Source organism: Kribbella sp. NPDC055071 (assembly GCF_053608045.1).
Genome location: NZ_JBSGUS010000012.1, coordinates 108,664 through 125,589, shown reverse-complemented (window position 1 = coordinate 125,589; position 16,926 = coordinate 108,664). Strand labels below are relative to the sequence as shown.

The window sequence follows — 16,926 nt, the reverse complement described above, 5'->3', positions numbered from 1 at the left end:
GACCCGCCCACCCCCAACACCCCGCGCAACTCAAGCACGTCGCGCCGGCGCCTCCCGCGCCGGATCGGTCACGACGATCACCTGCGCGCCGGTGAGTCGCTCGACGTGCCGCGTAATGGTGGTAGGTGCTCCAAGCACCGCCAGGTGAAGCAAGCTCGGAACGAGGATCGCTCGTGGGCGCTGCAGTAGGGCCGCGTGGATCAGGGCCTCGAAAGAGGCGGGACAGGACTGCACCTCTTCGACGTAAACCGCCCCGAGGGCAAAGCCGGCGACCCGTGCAAAGTAGCCCAGACGTTCCTTGGTGCAGGACACCTCCGACTCGCACATGAGCAGGTGCCGGCGCGCGTACGCGAGTGCCAGCGGAAGCCCAGGCGCCCTCATCTCGCCAACGTCCGAATCTGCCGTCAAGTCGCGCAAACCAGCGCAAGATAAGTCGGCGGAGATGTCCACGCACTACCGCCCCCGGAGCCCCTGAATCGAATCCCACAGGTTCAGGGATGCCAGGAGACCAATTGCAAGTAGGAGAACAAATATCAGCGTATTCATGTGACGACCGTAAAAGTCGCAACCAGTGGCTTTCCACAAAGTTGCTGGATGTTGCTAAATCTCGTCAAGAACGCTGACGATCAAGCTTCTTGCCTCGCGCCCGTAGACCGCCGGTTTGCGCAGCGTCTCGAACATCCTCGCGTGCAGCCCGACCTCCTGTGGCTGGCTGACCTCGATGCTCGCAGTCGGGGTTTCCAGTTTGACCAGGCTGTCGTCGAAGATCCAGAAGCCGGCTGTGCCGATCACTTCGCGGTCGACCGTCCGGGGGACGATCCCGAGCGAGATGTTGGGCATGGTCATTGCGGTCAGGAGGCGGTCGAGCTGGCCGGCCATCGTCGCCGATCCGCCGAAGCGCGTGTGCAGCGCGGCCTCCTCCAGTACGACGGAGAACGTCTTCGTCGCCTGATACAGCACGGTCTGTCGTTGCATCCGGGCGACGACCGACTCGTCAAGATCGTCGTCGATCTCCAGGAACCGAAACCAGAACTCCAGCATCGCTTGGGCGTAGTCCGCAGTCTGGAAGATTCCAGGGATTGCGTTGTGCTCGTAGATCCGGAACTGACTAGTGCGTTCGTACAGCGGGATCGCTGACAGCTGGAGCTGCTTCATGCCCGACCGCGTTCGCTGCCGAAACTCCATGTACATCGACTGAATCGACCGAGCCAGAGCGATCAGGTCGGCTACCTGGTCCTCGGCGGCACAGGCGGCACACCACATCCGGATGTCGAGATCGGACGGCGCTTGCACGCCGTTCTCGATCTTGCTCACCCGCGTGAAATGCCAGCCGGTCGCCGCGGCGAGCGCGCGACCGGTCAGGCCAACGTCCTTGCGCAGCATCCGAAGCCGGAGACCAAGAGCCTCCTGCGCCTTCCTTGCTGCGCTATTCGGGCTTGTACTCACGGTGCGGAATGGCCAACTCCCACACAGCCTCGAACGCGGTGCGACACAGCTCGATGTCTCCCGGCTCGGTCGATGTCTCAAGTGAGGTGTTGAGACCGGACCCCGCATAGTGCAAGAAGATCACCAGCTCATCATCGATGACGTAGCAGTCGTTGCCCGGAAAGGCGATCGACGACACCAGTCGCCGCGGCACCCACCGGATATCCTCGCCGGCCTCGACCATCGGCTCGATGACGCCGGCCGCCCACCGCTGGTACTGACTCAGCGGCTCGGACACCACCTTGGCCCGCCGCACGCTGTGCCCGGCACTCACATGCTGCCGAACCGTGGCGCACCACGGCTGCAACCACTCGAGGTCGTCGACCTCGCCGGCCTCCCATCGCGCGATGTGCGGGATCTCCGTTGCCGTCCCGTAGGAGTCCCGGGTCTCAAGATGCACAACGCTCCGCTGCGCGGACGCCACGATCCCCTGGAACTGTTCGTACGTAAGCTCCGGCACGATCCTCCTACTTGAAGAACGGGATCATGCGGTCCGGAATCTCGACCACCGTCTCACCCTCAGGAACATTCAGCTGCGCGAGCGCTTCCGCGTCGTTGACCACCCATCCCTGAACGACCCAGCTGCCGCGGTCGGTCTTGTAGAGCGTCGGAGAATTATCCGGTACAGATTCCGGATCGCCGGCGATCAAAATAAGGCGCATGATATTTCCCCTGCCTATACCGTTGCGAATGATTGCCGTCACCAAGTTTGAGGTTCCCATCAGTACCCGTCAACAGATGTTGCGAGAAGTTGCGACCCGCAAGCGGTGTCGATCAACTGACGGACCGCCGCCGTCGAGCCGTCCGAATTACCTCCGTGAGTTCGTGATTCGCTCGACGACGGCTTCGGCGGCGGTAGCTGGCAGGCCCGCGATTGCGCGGCACTCCGCGCGGTAGCACGGCGGCTCGCGCGCGGCAGCGCGCAGGGTCGGGCGATAGCCCAGTTCGCGCGGTAGCGCTAGGAGCGAGCGCGTGGTAGCACGCACCGTTTTCGGGTGGGCGGGCGCGGCGCGTGGCACGGCGACGGAGGATCTGGGCGTAGCACCGCGGGGGGAAGGAAACCCACACCCACTGCGGGAAAGGATCTGTCGGTACGTCGTTCTAGCTCCCCCGCCAGGTTTCGATCCTGGTCTTCGAGATTCAAAGTCTCGCGGGCTGCCGATTACCCCACGGGGGATCGTGGTTGCCGGGACAGTTTGCCATGAGTGGGGTCGGTTACACGCCTGAGGGGTTCCTTACCTACGCCTCCGTAGGTTACGGTTGCGTAGGTAAGGAGCCCCCGAGTCGAGGGAAAGACGCCATGACCCCACCCGCCGTTGCCACGCCGGAAGCGCCGGAAGCACCCGTGCGCGCCGCACAGGCCGACGAGTTCGACGTCGATACCGGGACGCTCGGAGGTGAGCAGAAGCGCCCGTGGGAGCAGGTTGCGCTGGCGCTGTTCATCGGGATCCCGTTCCTGGCCGTGCTCGCCGCCGTACCGGTCGCTTGGGGTGGTTTCCTCGGCTGGCACGACGTCGTGATCGCGCTGGTGTTCTACACGGTCGCCGGTCACGGCATCTCGATCGGGTTCCACCGACTGTTCACGCACAAGTCGTTCAAGCCGAACCGCCCGATGAAGTACGCGCTGGCCATCGCCGGCTCGCTCGCGATCGAGGGTCCGGTGGTCCGCTGGGTCGCCGATCACCGCAAGCATCACAAGTTCTCCGACCGCGACGGCGACCCGCACAGCCCGTGGAAGTACGGGAACACGATGGGCGCGCTGACCAAGGGTTTCTTCCACGCCCACGTGGGCTGGTTGTTCGACACCGAGCAGACACCGCAGCGGCAGTACGCGCCGGATCTGCTGAAGGACAAGGACATCGTGAAGGTGTCGCGGCTGTTCCCGCTGTTGGTCACGATCTCGCTGCTGCTGCCGGCGGTCATCGGCGGGTTGTGGTCGATGTCGTGGATGGGTGCGCTGACCGCGTTCTTCTGGGCCAGCCTGGTCCGGATCGCGCTGCTGCACCACGTCACCTGGTCGATCAACTCGATCTGCCACACGATCGGCGACCGGCCGTTCAAGAGCCGGGACAAGTCCGGGAACGTGTGGTGGCTGGCGATCCTGAGCCAGGGCGAGTCGTGGCACAACCTGCACCACTCGGACCCGACGTGCGCGCGGCACGGCGTGCTCAAGGGACAGCTCGACACGTCGGCGCGCTGCATCTGGTTCGCGGAGAAGATGGGGTGGGTCAGCGACGTCCGCTGGCCGGTCAAGGAGCGCCTGGAGGCCCGCCGGGTCGACGCGGCGGCCCGCACATTGAAGGCGGCCTGAGCGTAAATCACCCACCGGCATCGCCCGAAGTGCGGCATGATGCTGACGTGATCTCGACGTGACGGAACCCAAACCGCGGCGGTCCGGCCGAGTCCGGATGACCAGTGCCGAACGTCGCGAGCAGCTCATCACCATTGCCCGTGGCCTCTTCGCGCAGAAGGGGTACGAGGCGACCTCGGTGGAGGAGATCGCGAATCGTGCCGAAGTCTCCAAGCCGGTCGTCTACGAACACTTCGGTGGCAAGGAAGGCCTGTACGCCGTAGTCGTGGACCGCGAGGTCCGTTCGTTGCTCGACGGCGTCACCCACTCGCTGACGGCCGGGCGTGCGCACGAGCTGGTCGAGCAGGCGGCGCTCGCGTTGCTGGACTACATCGAGAACAACGCCGACGGCTTCCGGATCCTGGTCCGCGACTCGCCGGTCGGGTCGTCCACCGGCTCGTTCATCTCGATCCTGAGCGATGTCGGCACCCGGGTCGAACACATCCTGGCCGAGGAGTTCAAGCGCCGCGGCCTGGATCCGAAGCACGCGCCGATGTACGCCCAGATGCTGGTCGGCATGGTCGCGCTCACCGGCCAGTGGTGGCTGGACGCCCGCAAACCACGCAAGCAGGACGTCGCCGCCCACCTCGTCAACCTCGCCTGGAACGGCCTCTCCGGCCTCGAACCCAAGCCCGTCCTCTCCACCCGCCCCCACAAATGAGCTTCTCCGCCCGGCCGGACAAGTAGCCCTCTCCCCGCCCCCACGCAACTCGAGCGCCTATCCCCAATTCGCGCTCGAGGCCATATCCCCAATTTGCCTGGTCAACCCACCAAATCGGGGGTTAATCACCCACGTTCCGGGTCATAATCCCCCGATTTGATGGGTTGACAAACCAAGTTGGTGGGTCAGCCAGCCAAATGGGCGAGGGAGGGGCGGGGTTCCGACTGGGGGACGACGTGGGGGCGGGGGGGACCTCGGTTGTACGGCGACATCCGACTGGGGGACGACGTGGGGGCGGGGGGATCGCCGTACCCTGGCCCGCATGACGGGGTTTCTGTCCGCGCGTCCGGTGCCGACCCGCAGCAAGGTATTCGATCTGCTGCTCGCCGGTGGCCTGACCATGTTCTGTGGTCTCCTGTCACTGGCCCAGAACAGCCTCAGCGGCATCCTCGCGTTCGGCCTGCTCGTCCCGCTGATCTGGCGCCGCTCCTACCCCGAGCTCGTCTTCTTCGCGGTTTCGTCCGTCGCGGTCGCGCAGTGGCTGGCCGGAGTGCCACTGATGGCCGGCGAGGTCGGTCTGCTGGTCGCCCTCTACGCAATCTCCGTGTACGGCGACGTCCGGTTCAGCCGGATCGCCCTCGGCATCGGCGGTCTCGGTGTCCTGATGGCGGCCTCGCGCTACTCCAACAGCAACAACTGGCGCCAGCAGGTCTCGATGATGGTTGCCCTCGGCGCCCTTGTCTTCGGCGTCTGGGCCTTGGGCGAACGACGACGCACCCGCGCACTGTACGTCGCGCAACTCGAGGAGCGCGCGGTCCAGGCCGAGCGTGACCGCGACCGCGAGGCGAAACTGGCCGTGAGCAACGAACGGACCCGGATCGCCCGCGAGATCCACGACGTGGTCGCGCACGGTCTGTCGATCATGATCGTCCAGGCCGACGGCGGTCTGTACGCCGCGGACCAGTCCCCCGAGCAGGCGAAGAAGGCGCTCGCGACCATCGGCGACACCGGACGCGCCAGCCTGACCGAGATGCGCAAGATGCTCGGCCTGCTGAAACAAGACGAACAGCCCGAGCTCGATCCCAACCAACCGCGTCCACAACCCGGGGTTTCCAGCCTGCCCGAGCTGATCGACAACGTCCGCGCGGCCGGGCTGACCGTCGAGTACGACGTGACCGGCCGGCCGCGTGATCTGCCCGCGCTGCTCGGGCTCACGGCGTACCGGATCGTTCAGGAAGGTCTGACCAACACGCTGAAACACGCCGGGCCGGGAGCGCGTACCTCCGTCACGCTGGACTTCGGCCGCGAGATGCTGACCGTGGTGGTCACCGACGACGGTCGCGGCGGCGGGGTCGCGCCGAACTCGGATCCGGGTCACGGCCTGGTCGGGATGCGGCAGCGCGCGTCCATCTCCGGCGGTACGGTGAACGCCGGACCGAAAGCGGGCGGCGGTTACGAGGTGATCGCCAGGCTCCCGTACAACTTGCCCGACGGAGGACAGCGGTGAACGAAGACGTGATCAGGGTCTTTCTGGTGGACGACCAGGAGCTGGTCCGGGCCGGGTTCACGATGCTGGTGGATTCGCAGGCCGACATGCGCGTGGTCGGTCAGGCCGGTGACGGCGGTGAGGCGATCGAGAAGATCCAGGTCACCGCGTCCGACGTTGTGTTGATGGACGTCCGGATGCCCCGCCTGGACGGCGTCGAGGCCACCCGCCGACTCCAATCGTTGCCGCAGGCCCCGAAGGTGATCGTGCTGACGACGTTCGACCTGGACGAGTACGCGTTCGCCGCGATCAAGGCCGGCGCGGCCGGCTTCCTGCTCAAGAACACCCCACCGGCCGACCTGCTGTCCGCGATCCGCCAGGTGCATTCCGGCGACGCCGTGATCTCTCCTAGTACGACGAAGCGCCTGCTCGAGCACTTCGCCGGCGCCCTCCCGGACACCGATACCGACCGCCCCGACCTCAAGGACCTGACCGCCCGTGAGCGCGAGGTCCTGGTCGAGGTCGCCCGTGGTTTGTCGAACACCGAGATCGCGAAGCTCTTCACGTTGTCCGAGGCAACGGTCAAGACCCACATCGGCCGGATCCTGGCCAAGACCGGCCTCCGCGACCGCGTCGCCCTCGTCGTCCTCGGGTACGAAACAGGTCTGGTACGACCGACCAAGTAATACCCAGGGACTACGCGCACTCCCCACCCTGGTCCGACGTAACCGAGGCCGCGGATCACTAACTTCTTGATCACCATCAGGTTGATTCAAGGAGAGACATGAGCTTGCAGACCGGACAGCTTGCGGCCGGGCGTTTGCCGCAGGACGGGTTGCCGCGGACCGCGATCCGGGCGCACGAGCTGCGCAAGGTGTACGGACAGGGTGACACCGCGGTGGCCGCGCTCGACGGGGTCTCGGTGGACTTCGGCGCCGGCCAGTTCACCGCGATCATGGGACCGTCCGGGTCGGGCAAGTCGACGCTGATGCACTGCCTGGCCGGGCTCGACACCCCGACCGACGGTCAGGTGGTGCTCGGCGAGACCGAGCTGACCAGGCTGCCCGACAGCGAGCTGACCAAGATCCGCCGCGATCGCATCGGCTTCGTGTTCCAGTCGTTCAACCTGCTCCCGATGCTGTCCGCGAAGGACAACATCCTGCTGCCGCTCGAGCTCGGCAACCGCAAGCCCGACCAGGAGTGGCTGTCGACGCTGATCGACGTACTCGGGCTGCGGGACCGGCTCACGCACCGTCCGTCGGAGCTGTCCGGCGGTCAGCAGCAGCGGGTCGCGGTCGCGCGAGCGCTGGTCGGACGGCCGGAGGTCGTCTTCGCCGACGAGCCGACCGGCAACCTGGACTCGCGGTCCGGGGCCGAGGTGCTCGGATTCCTGCGCCGGTCGGTCCGCGAGTTCGGGCAGACGGTGGTGATGGTGACCCACGACCCGCTGGCTGCGTCGTACGCCGATCGTGTGGTGATGCTTGCCGACGGCAAGCTCGCCGGCGAACTGCGCGAGCCGACCCCGGAGACCGTCCTCGACGCGCTGCGGCAGCTGGGGGCCTGAGGTGCGTCACTCCATCCTGTCCTCGCTGCGCACCCATGTGGGCCGCTTGGTCGCCGCATGCCTGGCGATCGTCCTCGGCGTCGGCTTCGGCACCCTGGCGTTGACCGCGCACGCCTCCGCGTCGCACGGCATCGACGAGACGATCGGCGCCCAGTACGCCGGTGTCGACGCGCTGGTGTTCCCGGAGAACGGCGAGATCACGCCGGCCGCGGTCGACGCGGTCAAGAAGCTCCCGCAGGCCGCGTCCGTGGTGACGACGGCCACGGCGTACATGCAGGTCTCGTTCCCCGGTCTGGTCCGCCCGGCCTCGTTCCCGATCGACGCGATCTACGACACCACCCACATCGCCGGTCCGGGCACCTCGTCCGGACGGTTGCCCACCGCAACGACCGAGATCGCGATCCCGGCCAAGCTCGCGGCCAAGCACCAGCTCACGGTCGGTCAGAAGATCAAGGTCACGTCGTACGACAACAAGTCCTGGGACCTGACCGTCACCGGGCTGCTGGACGACTCGGAGGCCGTCGGGCCGTCGGCCGCGGTCGCCACCGCGGACGCGGTCAAGATCTTCGAACCCAACAGCTCCATCCGGACGATCGCGGTTGCGGCCAAGCCCGGTGTCGACCAGCAGGCGCTCGTCACGTCCGTCCAGAACGTCGTCCCGAAGGACCTGACGGTCTACACCGGCGCCGCCTGGATCGATCACGAGGTAAAGAGCTTCACCCACGGCATCGACGTCCTCGGCGGGGTCTTCGGCATGTTCGCCGTGATCGCGCTCTTCGTTGCCTGCTTGGTGATCGGCAACACCTTCACGATCGTGATCGCCCAGCGGACCCGCGAGATGGCGTTGCTGCGCTGCGTCGGTGCGTCCCGCCGGCAGGTGTTCTCCTCGGTACTCGCCGAGGCCAGTGTCGTCGGCCTGATTGCGTCCGCGATCGGCGTCGTCTTCGGCGTCGCGCTGTCCGCGCTGGCACTGGCCCTGACCCACGAGTTCGACTGGGGTATCCCGCCGATCCCGCTGCACCTCGACGTGTGGTCGGTGTTGCTGCCACTGCTGCTCGGGACCGTGGCCACGATCGCGGCTGCCGTCGTACCCGCTCGCAGGGCGACCAAGGTCGCGCCGCTGGCCGCACTCCGCCCGGAATCCGCTCCGGCGGCCGCGTCCAAGCGCGGTGTGGTTCGGCTGGTCTTCGGCTTCCTGCTGCTCGCCGGTGGCGCGCTGCTGCTGGCGGCCGCGGCGTCGAGCCACCAGGTGTTGATCGGGGTCGCAGGCGGTGTCGTGTCGTTCCTCGGCGTACTGGCGATCGGCTCGCTGCTGGTGCCCGCGTTGATCCGGCTGCTCGGCGCATTGCCGGCCCGCAGCGGTGGCGTCCCGGCGCGGATCGCCGTCGCGAACGCGGTCCGCAACCCTCGTCGTACGGCGGCAACCACGTCAGCCCTCCTCATCGGGGTGACGCTGATCAGCCTGACCTGCGTGGGGATCGCGTCAGTGCGCAAGACGTTCGACGTGTCGATGGACGGGCAGTACCCGGTCGACCTGATGGTGAACGCGTACAACGAGAAGATGCCGTCGGGCGCCGATGCGCAACTGCGCCAGATCAAAGGCATCACGCAGGTCGTCCCGGTGACGAAGGTGACCGTGAAGACCGGCGGTCAGGAGCTGCCGGTCACCGGCATCGACCAGGCGAAAGCCGGTTCGGTGATCCACAACCCGGAGCTCGCGAACCAGCTCGAGCCCGGTACGGCGTTGGTCGACCTCCACACGATGGGCATGCTCAACCTGACGGACGGCGCCCCGATCACGATCGTGTCCGGCCGGCACAAGCTGACCGTCACGGCCCACAAAGCGGCCGGGCTCGATCCGATCCTGGTCACGTCCACCGATCTGCAGAAGCTGTCGCCGGACGCCGCGGTCACCGGGTACTGGCTGGCCTCGGATCCGAAGGCGGACGGTTTGGCAGTGATCGACAGCGTCGAGCAGTCGATCCCCTCGGTCAAAGACCTCTCCGTCTCCGGCGGCCTGGCCGAAAGGTCCAGCTACACGAAGGTCTTCGACGTACTGCTGATCGTCGGCATCGGCCTGCTCGGGGTCTCGGTCCTGATCGCTCTGGTCGGCGTCGGCAACACGCTCAGCTTGTCGGTGCTCGAACGCACACGCGAGAACGCACTCCTCCGGGCGATGGGCCTCACCCGGCGGCAGCTCCGCGGCATGCTCGCGATCGAATCGTTGCTGATGGCACTGGTCGCCGCCGGACTGGGGATCGTCCTCGGCCTGATCTACGGCTGGACCGGCACGAGCGCGCTGATGGGCGGCCAAACGGCCAACGGCGGCGTCGAGTACGCCGTACCCGGCACGCTCCTGATCGCGATCGCGGCAGTCGCCACGGTCGCAGGCCTCCTCGCGTCGGTCCTTCCGGCCCGCAGAGCCGCCAAGGTCGCCCCCGCAGGCGCCCTGGCGACGGAGTAGTCCGACAGGTTCGCCCGACTTGAGGGGGTTGGGCGTCAGACGAACTCCACGCGGTTCCCGTGGCCGTCGGCGGTGTGAAAGCGCCGGCGGCCCGGGATCGTTTCGTTGTCCCAGGTCACGGGGAATCCGAGGCCTTCGAGCTTGGCGGCCAGCGAGTCCAGATCGTCGGCGACCAGCGCCGGATGGGCCTTCTTCGCCGGCCGGAAGTCCGGCTCGACGCCGACGTGGATCTCGGCCGCACCACTCTTGAACCAGCACCCGCCGCGAGCTTTCAGCAGCTCCGGCTTCTCGACCTCCGTCATCCCGATCGCGTCCCGGTAGAAGGCGCGCGCCACCTCCTCGCCGCCCGGTGGGCAGGACACCTGCACATGATCGAGTCGCATGATCATCCCTTCTTCTGGGCTACCGCGAAGATCCGGCGGAACGGCAACAACGTCCCGTACTCGCGCTGCGGATACGCCTGCGCCAACCGATCGCCGTACTCCGCCTCGAACCGCACCCGCACGTCATCCGGCAACGACTGCAACACCGGTCGCGCCCCGGTCCCCTTGACCCATTCCAGTACGGCGTTCTCGCCCTGCAGCACATGGAAGTACGTCGTCTCCCACGCATCAACCACGCAGCCCTCGGCACTGAGCGCACCCACGTACTCACCGGGTCCGGGCACGTCGGGTCGCAGCGACGCATCCTTCGCATACTCCGCGTACGGCGCGGACTCGGCCAACTCGCGCAGGATCGCGTGCGACGGCGCATTGCCGTTGCCCGGGATCTGGATCGCCAACCATCCACCCGGACGCAGCGCCCGGACGAAGCCGGGCAGCAGTTCGAGCTGCTCCGGGACCCACTGCAGGGTCGCGTTGGTCACGATCACGTCCACCGAACCCGGCTCGGCCGACCACTCCCGGACGTCGCCGAGCTCGAAGCTCAACCGATCGTCGGCGTACTGCTCGGCCGCCGCGAGCATCTGCGGCGAGTTGTCGACGCCGACGATGGTCGCCTCCGGCCAGACCTCGCGCAGGGTCGCGGTCAAGGCGCCGGGACCGCAGCCGAGGTCGACGACCGTACGAACGTCGTCGGCCCGGACCCGGCCGACCAGGTCGGCGAACGGGCGGCCGCGTTCGTCGGCGTACGTGCCGTACTGCTCCGGACTCCACACCGGTGACGTGCGCATGCTGCCTACCTCTCCGACCGATTTATCTTGATGTCGAGATACATCTCACCGCATCAGTTGTCTTGATGTCAAGAGTCTTGATGGCGTAGCCTCGGGGCATGGATGACGAGGTCGACCGGCTGATCCAGGCCTGGCAACGGGAGCGCCCCGACCTCGACGTGGCGCCGATGGAGGTGCTGTCCCGGGTGAGCCGGCTGGCGCGGCACCTGGATCGCGCCCGCAGCCAGGCGTTCGAGACCCACGGGCTGGAGTCCTGGGAGTTCGACGTACTCGCGGCGCTGCGCCGGGCCGGAGCGCCGTACCAACTCTCCCCCGGCAAGCTGCTGAAGGAAACCCTCGTCACCTCCGGCACGATGACGAACCGGGTCGACCGGCTGACCGCACGCGGCCTGGTCGAGCGCCTGCCGGACCCGGACGATCGCCGGGGCGTGATCGTCCAGTTGACCCCGGCCGGTCGCGATGGCGTCGACGCGGCGATGGCCGACCTCCTCGCGCACGAGCGGGCGCTGCTGGGCACGATCAGCGAGCGCGACCAGGCGAAGATCGCCGCGGTCCTGCGTGAACTGGTCCGACCGTTCGACCTGGAAAAACACTGAACCATTCGCGCTGCGGATCGTCCGGACAAACCGGCTGATCGGGACCTGTGCAAACGGTCGCCGGAATTGTGTCGGAATAATCCGAAAAGACGCCCCGTCACTTCGGCCCCGTTTCGATCGTTGCTAGTTGCAACGAGATCGAGAGGCTGCTGTAGCCGACGACTATCGACACTGAGTGAAGCCCACCACTAGGGTCATCACTGTCGGTGGTTGACCGACTACAAAACGTAGAGATCACGGTGACTTCGGCGGCAAGAGGTGGTCCGCCGAAAGCGACCGCGCGGTGTCCGGGGCTCGGGGCTCGAACAACGCCGGTCGGCACGGGGCCCGCTCACCCAGGTAGTCGCGGCGTGTCCCTCCGACGAACAGGGGATCGGAGGGACCGCCGCGTCTCAGTTCGCCTGCGGCCGCGGAAGTCCTTCTATTCGGCGCGTTCCGCCGCTTCGAACCAGGCGGTCTCGAGCTCGCCGCGTTCCTCGGCGAGCTTGCGCAGCTCGGTGTCGAGCTCGGCCAGCCGCTCGTAGTCGCTCGCGCTGGCAGCCAGCTGGTCGTGCAGTTTCGCCTCGGCCTGCGTCAGCTTGCTGAGCTGGCGCTCGATCCGGTTCAGCTCTTTCTTCGCAGCCCGGACCGCTGCCGCGTCAACGATCTGCTCGCCCGCTTCGGCGGTATTTCCGCCCGTCGCCAAATCGCTGGACACAATGGGATCCGGTGTCAACGCATTCGACGGCGCACGTCGCGGAATTCCGGTCTCGAGTTCCTCGAGATACTGTTCGACGCCGCGCGGGAGATGACGGACCTTCCCGTCGCCCATGATCGTATACACCATGTCGCTGACGCGTTCGAGGAAGTAGCGGTCGTGGGTGACGGTGACGACGACGCCCGGCCAGCTGTCCAGGAAGTCCTCGAGCACGGTCAGCGTCTCGACGTCCAGATCGTTGGTCGGCTCGTCGAGAATCAGCACGTTCGGCTCGTCCAGCAGGATCCGCAGCAACTGCAGCCGGCGCCGCTCACCACCGGACAGATCCGAGATCCGCGTCGTCAGCTTGTCGCCGGTGAAGCCGAACCGTTCGAGCAGCTGTGACGACGTGAGCTCACCACCGTTTCCGGCGAGCGCCGCCGTACGGCGAATGGCGGTGATGTGCGCCAGGACTGTCGTCGTACCGTCGATCTCCTCGAGGGTCTGGGACAGGTTGGCGATCCGGACGGTCTTGCCCTGCTTGACCACGCCGCTGTCGGGGGCGAGCTTCCCGGTCAGGACGCTGAGGAACGTGGTCTTGCCGGCGCCGTTCGGGCCGAGCAGCCCGATCCGGTCGGCCGGGCCGAGCCGGAAGGTGACGTGGTCGAGCATCTTCCGCTGCCCGAAGCTGAGGCTGACGTCCTCGACGTCGAACACGTCCTTGCCCAGGCGCGCGGTCGCGAGCTGGGACAGCGCGAGCTTGTCGCGCGGCGGCGGCTCGTTCGCGATCAGCGCGTTGGCGGCCTCGATCCGGAACTTCGGCTTCGACGTACGCGCCGGTGCACCGCGACGCAACCAGGCGAGCTCCTTGCTCAGCAGGTTCTGCCGCTTCTCCTCGCTGACCTGGGCGCTCCGGGCCCGCTCGGCCTTCGCGAGCACGTAGGCCGCGTAGCCGCCGTCGTACGACGTGATCTTGCCGCCCTGCACTTCCCACGTGTTGGTGCAGACCGCGTCGAGGAACCACCGGTCGTGGGTCACGACGAGGAGCGCACCGGCGCGGTCGACGACGTGTTCGGCGAGCCAGTTGACCGCCTCGATGTCCAAGTGGTTGGTGGGCTCGTCGAGGATCAGCAGGTCGACCTCGGTCAGCAGCAGCCGGGCCAGCGACGCGCGCCGGCGCTCACCACCGCTCAGCGTGCCGACGAGCGCTTGGTGGTCCACTCCGCCCAGCAAGTGCTCCATCACCGACCGCGCCCGTGGGTCGGCCGCCCAGGTGTAGGTCTCGACATCGCCCAGCACCGCATGCAGCACGGTGACTTCTGGGTCGAGGTCGTCGCTCTGCCCGAGGTACCCGAGGCGCAGGTCGCGATTGAGCGTGACCCGTCCGCTGTCGGGCTCCTCACGGCGGGCGAGCAGGCGCAGCAAGGTCGACTTGCCGTCGCCGTTGCGCCCGACCACGCCGATGCGTTCGCCCCGGCCCACGCCGAGGCTGACGGAATCGAGAAGTGTACGAGTCGCGAAGCCCTTGGAAACGGCTTCCAGATTGACCAAGTTAGGTGACGGCATAACCGTCCCAGCCTATCCGACCGGACCAGCTCGTCTGGCCGCGTGACCAGCCGAGGTGCCAGGATCCTCTCTGTGCTGACTCCTTCATGGCTCGATGGGCTCGACCTCGGCGACCCGGTCTCGTCGGACCCGTTGGAAGGTGGGTTCGCCAGCAAGACCTACCGCGTGCGTACGACGCTGGGCCGATCGGTGGTCGTGAAGACGCAGACCGGTCTGCCGCCCGATCTCTACGGGCTGGAGGCCGAGGGTCTGGACGCGCTGCGGGCATCCGGCGGCTTCGTCGTACCCGAGGTGCTGCGGGTGGGGGCGGATTTCATCGTGATGACGGATCTGGGGTCGGCCGCGCCGGGTCCGACGTACTGGGAGGACGCCGGGCGGGCGCTTGCTGTGCAGCATCGACAGACCGCGGACAAGTTCGGGTACCACCAGGACAACTATCTGGGCATCCTTCCGCACCGGAATCCTTGGATGGCTGACGGTCACGCCTTCTTTGCACAGCACCGGCTGTTGCGGTATCTCGAGTTCCCCAAGTGCTTCAACGCCCTGGAGCCTGGCGACCGGCAAGCGCTGGAGAACCTGGCCGCACACCTCCCGGAACTCATCCCGCCGCAGCAGCCGTCGCTCCTGCACGGCGATCTCTGGCATGCCAACCTGCTGGCCACCCCCTCAGGAGCCCCTGCCCTCGTCGACCCCGCCATCAACTACGGATGGCCGGAGGCCGAGCTCTCGATGCTGGACGGCTATGGCTACGAGGGCGGCAGGATCCCCGACGCCTTCTACGCGGCCTACACCGAACTCCACCCGTTGGAGCCCGGTTGGGCGGATCGCTTCCCGCTGCTTCACCTGCGTGAACAGCTTTGCATCCTCGCCCATCTCGGCACCGAAGCCCCGCAGTCGATCGAGCAAGTCCACCTCACGCTCGCGCCCTTCACGACTGGTTGAGGTGGAGGACGTACTGCTTGGGGTTGAGTGGGTTGCCGTCGGTTCGCGCGCGGGTGGGTGGGGTGCCGGGAACCGGGCGGTAGGTGGTGTCGAGGGGTGTGAGGATGCCTTCGCCGTGGGTCTGGCCGGGGAGATGGGTCTCGAAGAGGTGGGTGGTCGCGGCGGGGATGGCGCCTTCCAGGTGTGCATGAGTCGGGTGGATCGTCGTTTGCTCAACCACGGCACGGGATTCGGCCAGCATCGAGAGGACCCGGGACATCGAGTCGGCCGGGATGTCCAGCTCGAAATGAGTCACAGGCTCGAGGACCGTCGTACCGGCGGAGGCGATCGCTTGCAGGAGGACCAGTGGGACGAGGCGGCGGAAGTCGCCGGCGACGGTGACCGGGCTGAAGTAGTCGGTCAGGGTGAGATCGATCCGGCAGTTCGGGATCTCCCAGCCGTACAGGCCCTGGTGCAGAGCTTGGCGAACCGTCTCCTCGATCGCGGTGTGGAACGCACGCGGCAGTCCGCCCAGCTCGACCTCGAGGCCGTACTCGATGCCTTCGGCAATCGGTGCCACGCGGAATCCGACCGCGGCCGCCCAGAGGTTGCCCGGGGCACCGATCTCCCACGCGGCCGAACCCACGCCGTTCAAGCGTTCCACGTGGATCGGTGTGGTCTCACTGAAGGCGACGCGCAGGCCGTACTCGGTCTCGAGCAGGGACGCGATCACCTCCTTCTGCACCTCGCCGTACAAGCTGACCGTGAGGTCGTCGGCCTTGCGGACCTGGATCAGCGGATCCTGCTCGGCGAGCTGTGTCAACGCCTGGTAGAGCTTGACGCGGTCCCGTGCGGTCACCACGGTCTCCAGCGTCGGCGGAGCGAACAGCCGGCCGACGCCACGGTCCGGTACGCCGAGTTGGTCGCCGATCCGGATGTCCTTCAACCCCCGCAGCGCGACGATCTGACCCGCCTCGACCCGGTCGACCGGCTCGCGACCGCCGCGCTCGAAGAGCTCCAACGCCGATGGTCGAGCCTGGTACGACGGCCCGTCCGCCGGGTGCACGTCGACGTACGCGCGGGTCGAGAGCGATCCGGCGAAGATCCGCGCCGACGCCACCTTCTGGCCGGCTGAGGCTCGCTCGACCTTGAACACTCGCGCCCGGAGCGGATCGCTGGATGCGGAGGTTGCTCGCGGCAACCACTCACGGATCCCGGAGATCACCTCGTCGATGCCGACACCGGTCATCGCGGATCCGAAGTAGACCGGGTGGATCTTGGCGGCCGCGACCTGGCGGCGGAGCTCGGCCGCGTAGTCGTCGGTGGCCAGCCGGTCGTCCAGATATGCGCTCAGGAACTCGTCGTTGTCCTCGGCAAGCAGTTCGCCAAGTGCCTTGTTCTGCAGTGGAAACGGCTCGAAGCAGGCCTGGCGGAAGCCGAGATCGTGGACGGACCCCATCGGCACGATGGCGGGCGTGAGTAACCGCCTGATGTCCGCCAGGAGTTCGTCGTACCGGGCTCCCATCCGGTCGATCTTGTTCACGAAGATCAACGTCGGGATCCGTAGCCGGGCCAGCGTGCGCATCAGCAGGCGGGTCTGCACCTGGACGCCCTCGACCGCGGAGATCACCAGCACGGCGCCGTCCAGCACGGACAGCGCGCGCTCGACCTCGGCGATGAAGTCGGAGTGCCCGGGGGTGTCGATCAGGTTGACGGTCAGGTCGCCCAGCTCGAACGACACGACCGCAGAGCGGATCGTGATCCCACGCTTGCGCTCGAGATCCATCGAGTCGGTCTGGGTGTTCCCGTCGTCGACCCGGCCCACGCGGTCGATCACCCCGGCGGCGAACAGCAGCCGCTCGGTCAGGCTGGTCTTACCGGCGTCGACATGCGCCACAATGCCCATCGTCAGAGAGTTCAAGAGTCCTCGCGAAGACGTCGAATCGATCAGTACCGATGAGGCGGATCGATCCTTGGCGCATCCCG

The 16,926-nt window shown here is 67.0% G+C and carries 16 protein-coding genes and 1 tRNA gene; 8 read left to right on the top strand and 9 right to left on the bottom strand.

From position 1 onward, the window contains the following. Positions 1–30: 30 nt before the first annotated feature. The 5 genes from ACWF4Z_RS21065 to ACWF4Z_RS21045 all read right to left on the bottom strand — a co-directional run bounded on the left by ACWF4Z_RS21065 (position 31) and on the right by ACWF4Z_RS21045 (position 2,662). The gene (locus ACWF4Z_RS21065) at positions 31–381 is read right to left on the bottom strand and encodes a hypothetical protein (RefSeq protein ID WP_452244786.1); all 351 of its coding nucleotides are present in this window, start codon (positions 379–381) and stop codon (positions 31–33) included. 219 nt (positions 382–600) lie between these two features. After that, positions 601–1,446, bottom strand: coding sequence for a helix-turn-helix domain-containing protein (locus tag ACWF4Z_RS21060; protein ID WP_452244785.1), 846 nt, complete (start codon positions 1,444–1,446; stop codon positions 601–603). Next, the gene (locus tag ACWF4Z_RS21055) at positions 1,427–1,945 is read right to left on the bottom strand and encodes a DUF6879 family protein (protein ID WP_452244784.1); all 519 of its coding nucleotides are present in this window, start codon (positions 1,943–1,945) and stop codon (positions 1,427–1,429) included. Before ACWF4Z_RS21055 ends, ACWF4Z_RS21060 begins: the two co-directional genes overlap by 20 nt. Positions 1,946–1,952: 7 nt before the next feature. Then, positions 1,953–2,189: a hypothetical protein gene (locus ACWF4Z_RS21050; protein WP_452244783.1), complete on the bottom strand. Its 237-nt coding sequence runs from the start codon at positions 2,187–2,189 to the stop codon at positions 1,953–1,955. Between the two features lie 401 nt (positions 2,190–2,590). Beyond that, positions 2,591–2,662: transfer RNA gene (locus ACWF4Z_RS21045), tRNA-Gln, on the bottom strand. A gap of 123 nt (positions 2,663–2,785) precedes the next feature. Between ACWF4Z_RS21045 and ACWF4Z_RS21040 the strand changes: the two genes are divergently transcribed. From ACWF4Z_RS21040 to ACWF4Z_RS21015, 6 genes are all read left to right on the top strand, one after another. After that, positions 2,786–3,796, top strand: coding sequence for an acyl-CoA desaturase (locus ACWF4Z_RS21040; protein ID WP_452244782.1), 1,011 nt, complete (start codon positions 2,786–2,788; stop codon positions 3,794–3,796). A 97-nt stretch (positions 3,797–3,893) separates the two neighbouring features. Next, complete coding sequence (locus tag ACWF4Z_RS21035) at positions 3,894–4,496, top strand: TetR/AcrR family transcriptional regulator (protein ID WP_452244781.1); 603 nt, start codon at positions 3,894–3,896, stop codon at positions 4,494–4,496. A gap of 322 nt (positions 4,497–4,818) precedes the next feature. Further along, complete coding sequence (locus tag ACWF4Z_RS21030) at positions 4,819–6,003, top strand: sensor histidine kinase (protein WP_452244780.1); 1,185 nt, start codon at positions 4,819–4,821, stop codon at positions 6,001–6,003. Then, positions 6,000–6,668, top strand: a complete 669-nt coding sequence (locus ACWF4Z_RS21025) for a response regulator (RefSeq protein ID WP_452244779.1) — start codon at positions 6,000–6,002, stop codon at positions 6,666–6,668. Before ACWF4Z_RS21030 ends, ACWF4Z_RS21025 begins: the two co-directional genes overlap by 4 nt. Before the next feature lie 98 nt (positions 6,669–6,766). Further along, positions 6,767–7,546: an ABC transporter ATP-binding protein gene (locus tag ACWF4Z_RS21020; protein WP_452244778.1), complete on the top strand. Its 780-nt coding sequence runs from the start codon at positions 6,767–6,769 to the stop codon at positions 7,544–7,546. Position 7,547: 1 nt separating this feature from the next. Further along, on the top strand, positions 7,548–10,010 hold the full coding sequence (locus ACWF4Z_RS21015; RefSeq protein WP_452244777.1) for an ABC transporter permease: 2,463 nt from the start codon (positions 7,548–7,550) through the stop codon (positions 10,008–10,010). 35 nt (positions 10,011–10,045) lie between these two features. On the opposite strand, the gene ACWF4Z_RS21010 is transcribed toward ACWF4Z_RS21015, so the two are convergent. Together ACWF4Z_RS21010 and ACWF4Z_RS21005 are read right to left on the bottom strand one after the other, a co-directional pair. Then, on the bottom strand, positions 10,046–10,393 hold the full coding sequence (locus ACWF4Z_RS21010; RefSeq protein ID WP_452244776.1) for a VOC family protein: 348 nt from the start codon (positions 10,391–10,393) through the stop codon (positions 10,046–10,048). A gap of 2 nt (positions 10,394–10,395) precedes the next feature. Continuing rightward, positions 10,396–11,181, bottom strand: coding sequence for a methyltransferase domain-containing protein (locus ACWF4Z_RS21005; protein WP_452244775.1), 786 nt, complete (start codon positions 11,179–11,181; stop codon positions 10,396–10,398). 98 nt (positions 11,182–11,279) lie between these two features. On the opposite strand from ACWF4Z_RS21005, the gene ACWF4Z_RS21000 reads away from it, so the two are divergent. After that, on the top strand, positions 11,280–11,777 hold the full coding sequence (locus ACWF4Z_RS21000) for a MarR family winged helix-turn-helix transcriptional regulator (protein WP_452244774.1): 498 nt from the start codon (positions 11,280–11,282) through the stop codon (positions 11,775–11,777). Positions 11,778–12,198: 421 nt separating this feature from the next. On the opposite strand, the gene ACWF4Z_RS20995 is transcribed toward ACWF4Z_RS21000, so the two are convergent. Further along, a complete protein-coding gene (locus ACWF4Z_RS20995; protein ID WP_452244773.1) occupies positions 12,199–14,019 on the bottom strand; it encodes an ABC-F family ATP-binding cassette domain-containing protein in 1,821 nt (606 codons plus the stop codon). 72 nt (positions 14,020–14,091) lie between these two features. Between ACWF4Z_RS20995 and ACWF4Z_RS20990 the strand changes: the two genes are divergently transcribed. After that, entirely contained in the window at positions 14,092–14,961 is an 870-nt protein-coding gene (locus tag ACWF4Z_RS20990) for a fructosamine kinase family protein (protein ID WP_452244772.1), read from the top strand. Here ACWF4Z_RS20990 and ACWF4Z_RS20985 read toward each other — a convergent pair. Next, positions 14,948–16,846 (bottom strand): GTP-binding protein, encoded by a 1,899-nt coding sequence (locus ACWF4Z_RS20985; protein WP_452244771.1) that lies wholly within the window; start codon positions 16,844–16,846, stop codon positions 14,948–14,950. The two genes, ACWF4Z_RS20990 and ACWF4Z_RS20985, sit on opposite strands and share 14 nt — an antisense overlap. Positions 16,847–16,926: the final 80 nt, after the last annotated feature.

Excerpts from the sequence above, each read along its gene's own strand:
- ACWF4Z_RS20985 (WP_452244771.1), bottom strand. The coding sequence starts at position 16,846 with ATGGGCATTGTGGCGCATGTCGACGCCGGTAAGACCAGCCTGACCGAG.
- ACWF4Z_RS21000 (WP_452244774.1), top strand. The coding sequence starts at position 11,280 with ATGGATGACGAGGTCGACCGGCTGATCCAGGCCTGGCAACGGGAGCGC.
- ACWF4Z_RS20995 (WP_452244773.1), bottom strand. The coding sequence starts at position 14,019 with ATGCCGTCACCTAACTTGGTCAATCTGGAAGCCGTTTCCAAGGGCTTC.
- ACWF4Z_RS21065 (WP_452244786.1), bottom strand. The coding sequence starts at position 381 with ATGAGGGCGCCTGGGCTTCCGCTGGCACTCGCGTACGCGCGCCGGCAC.
- ACWF4Z_RS21005 (WP_452244775.1), bottom strand. The coding sequence starts at position 11,181 with ATGCGCACGTCACCGGTGTGGAGTCCGGAGCAGTACGGCACGTACGCC.
- ACWF4Z_RS21020 (WP_452244778.1), top strand. The coding sequence starts at position 6,767 with ATGAGCTTGCAGACCGGACAGCTTGCGGCCGGGCGTTTGCCGCAGGAC.
- ACWF4Z_RS21030 (WP_452244780.1), top strand. The coding sequence starts at position 4,819 with ATGACGGGGTTTCTGTCCGCGCGTCCGGTGCCGACCCGCAGCAAGGTA.
- ACWF4Z_RS21040 (WP_452244782.1), top strand. The coding sequence starts at position 2,786 with ATGACCCCACCCGCCGTTGCCACGCCGGAAGCGCCGGAAGCACCCGTG.
- ACWF4Z_RS21010 (WP_452244776.1), bottom strand. The coding sequence starts at position 10,393 with ATGCGACTCGATCATGTGCAGGTGTCCTGCCCACCGGGCGGCGAGGAG.
- ACWF4Z_RS21035 (WP_452244781.1), top strand. The coding sequence starts at position 3,894 with ATGACCAGTGCCGAACGTCGCGAGCAGCTCATCACCATTGCCCGTGGC.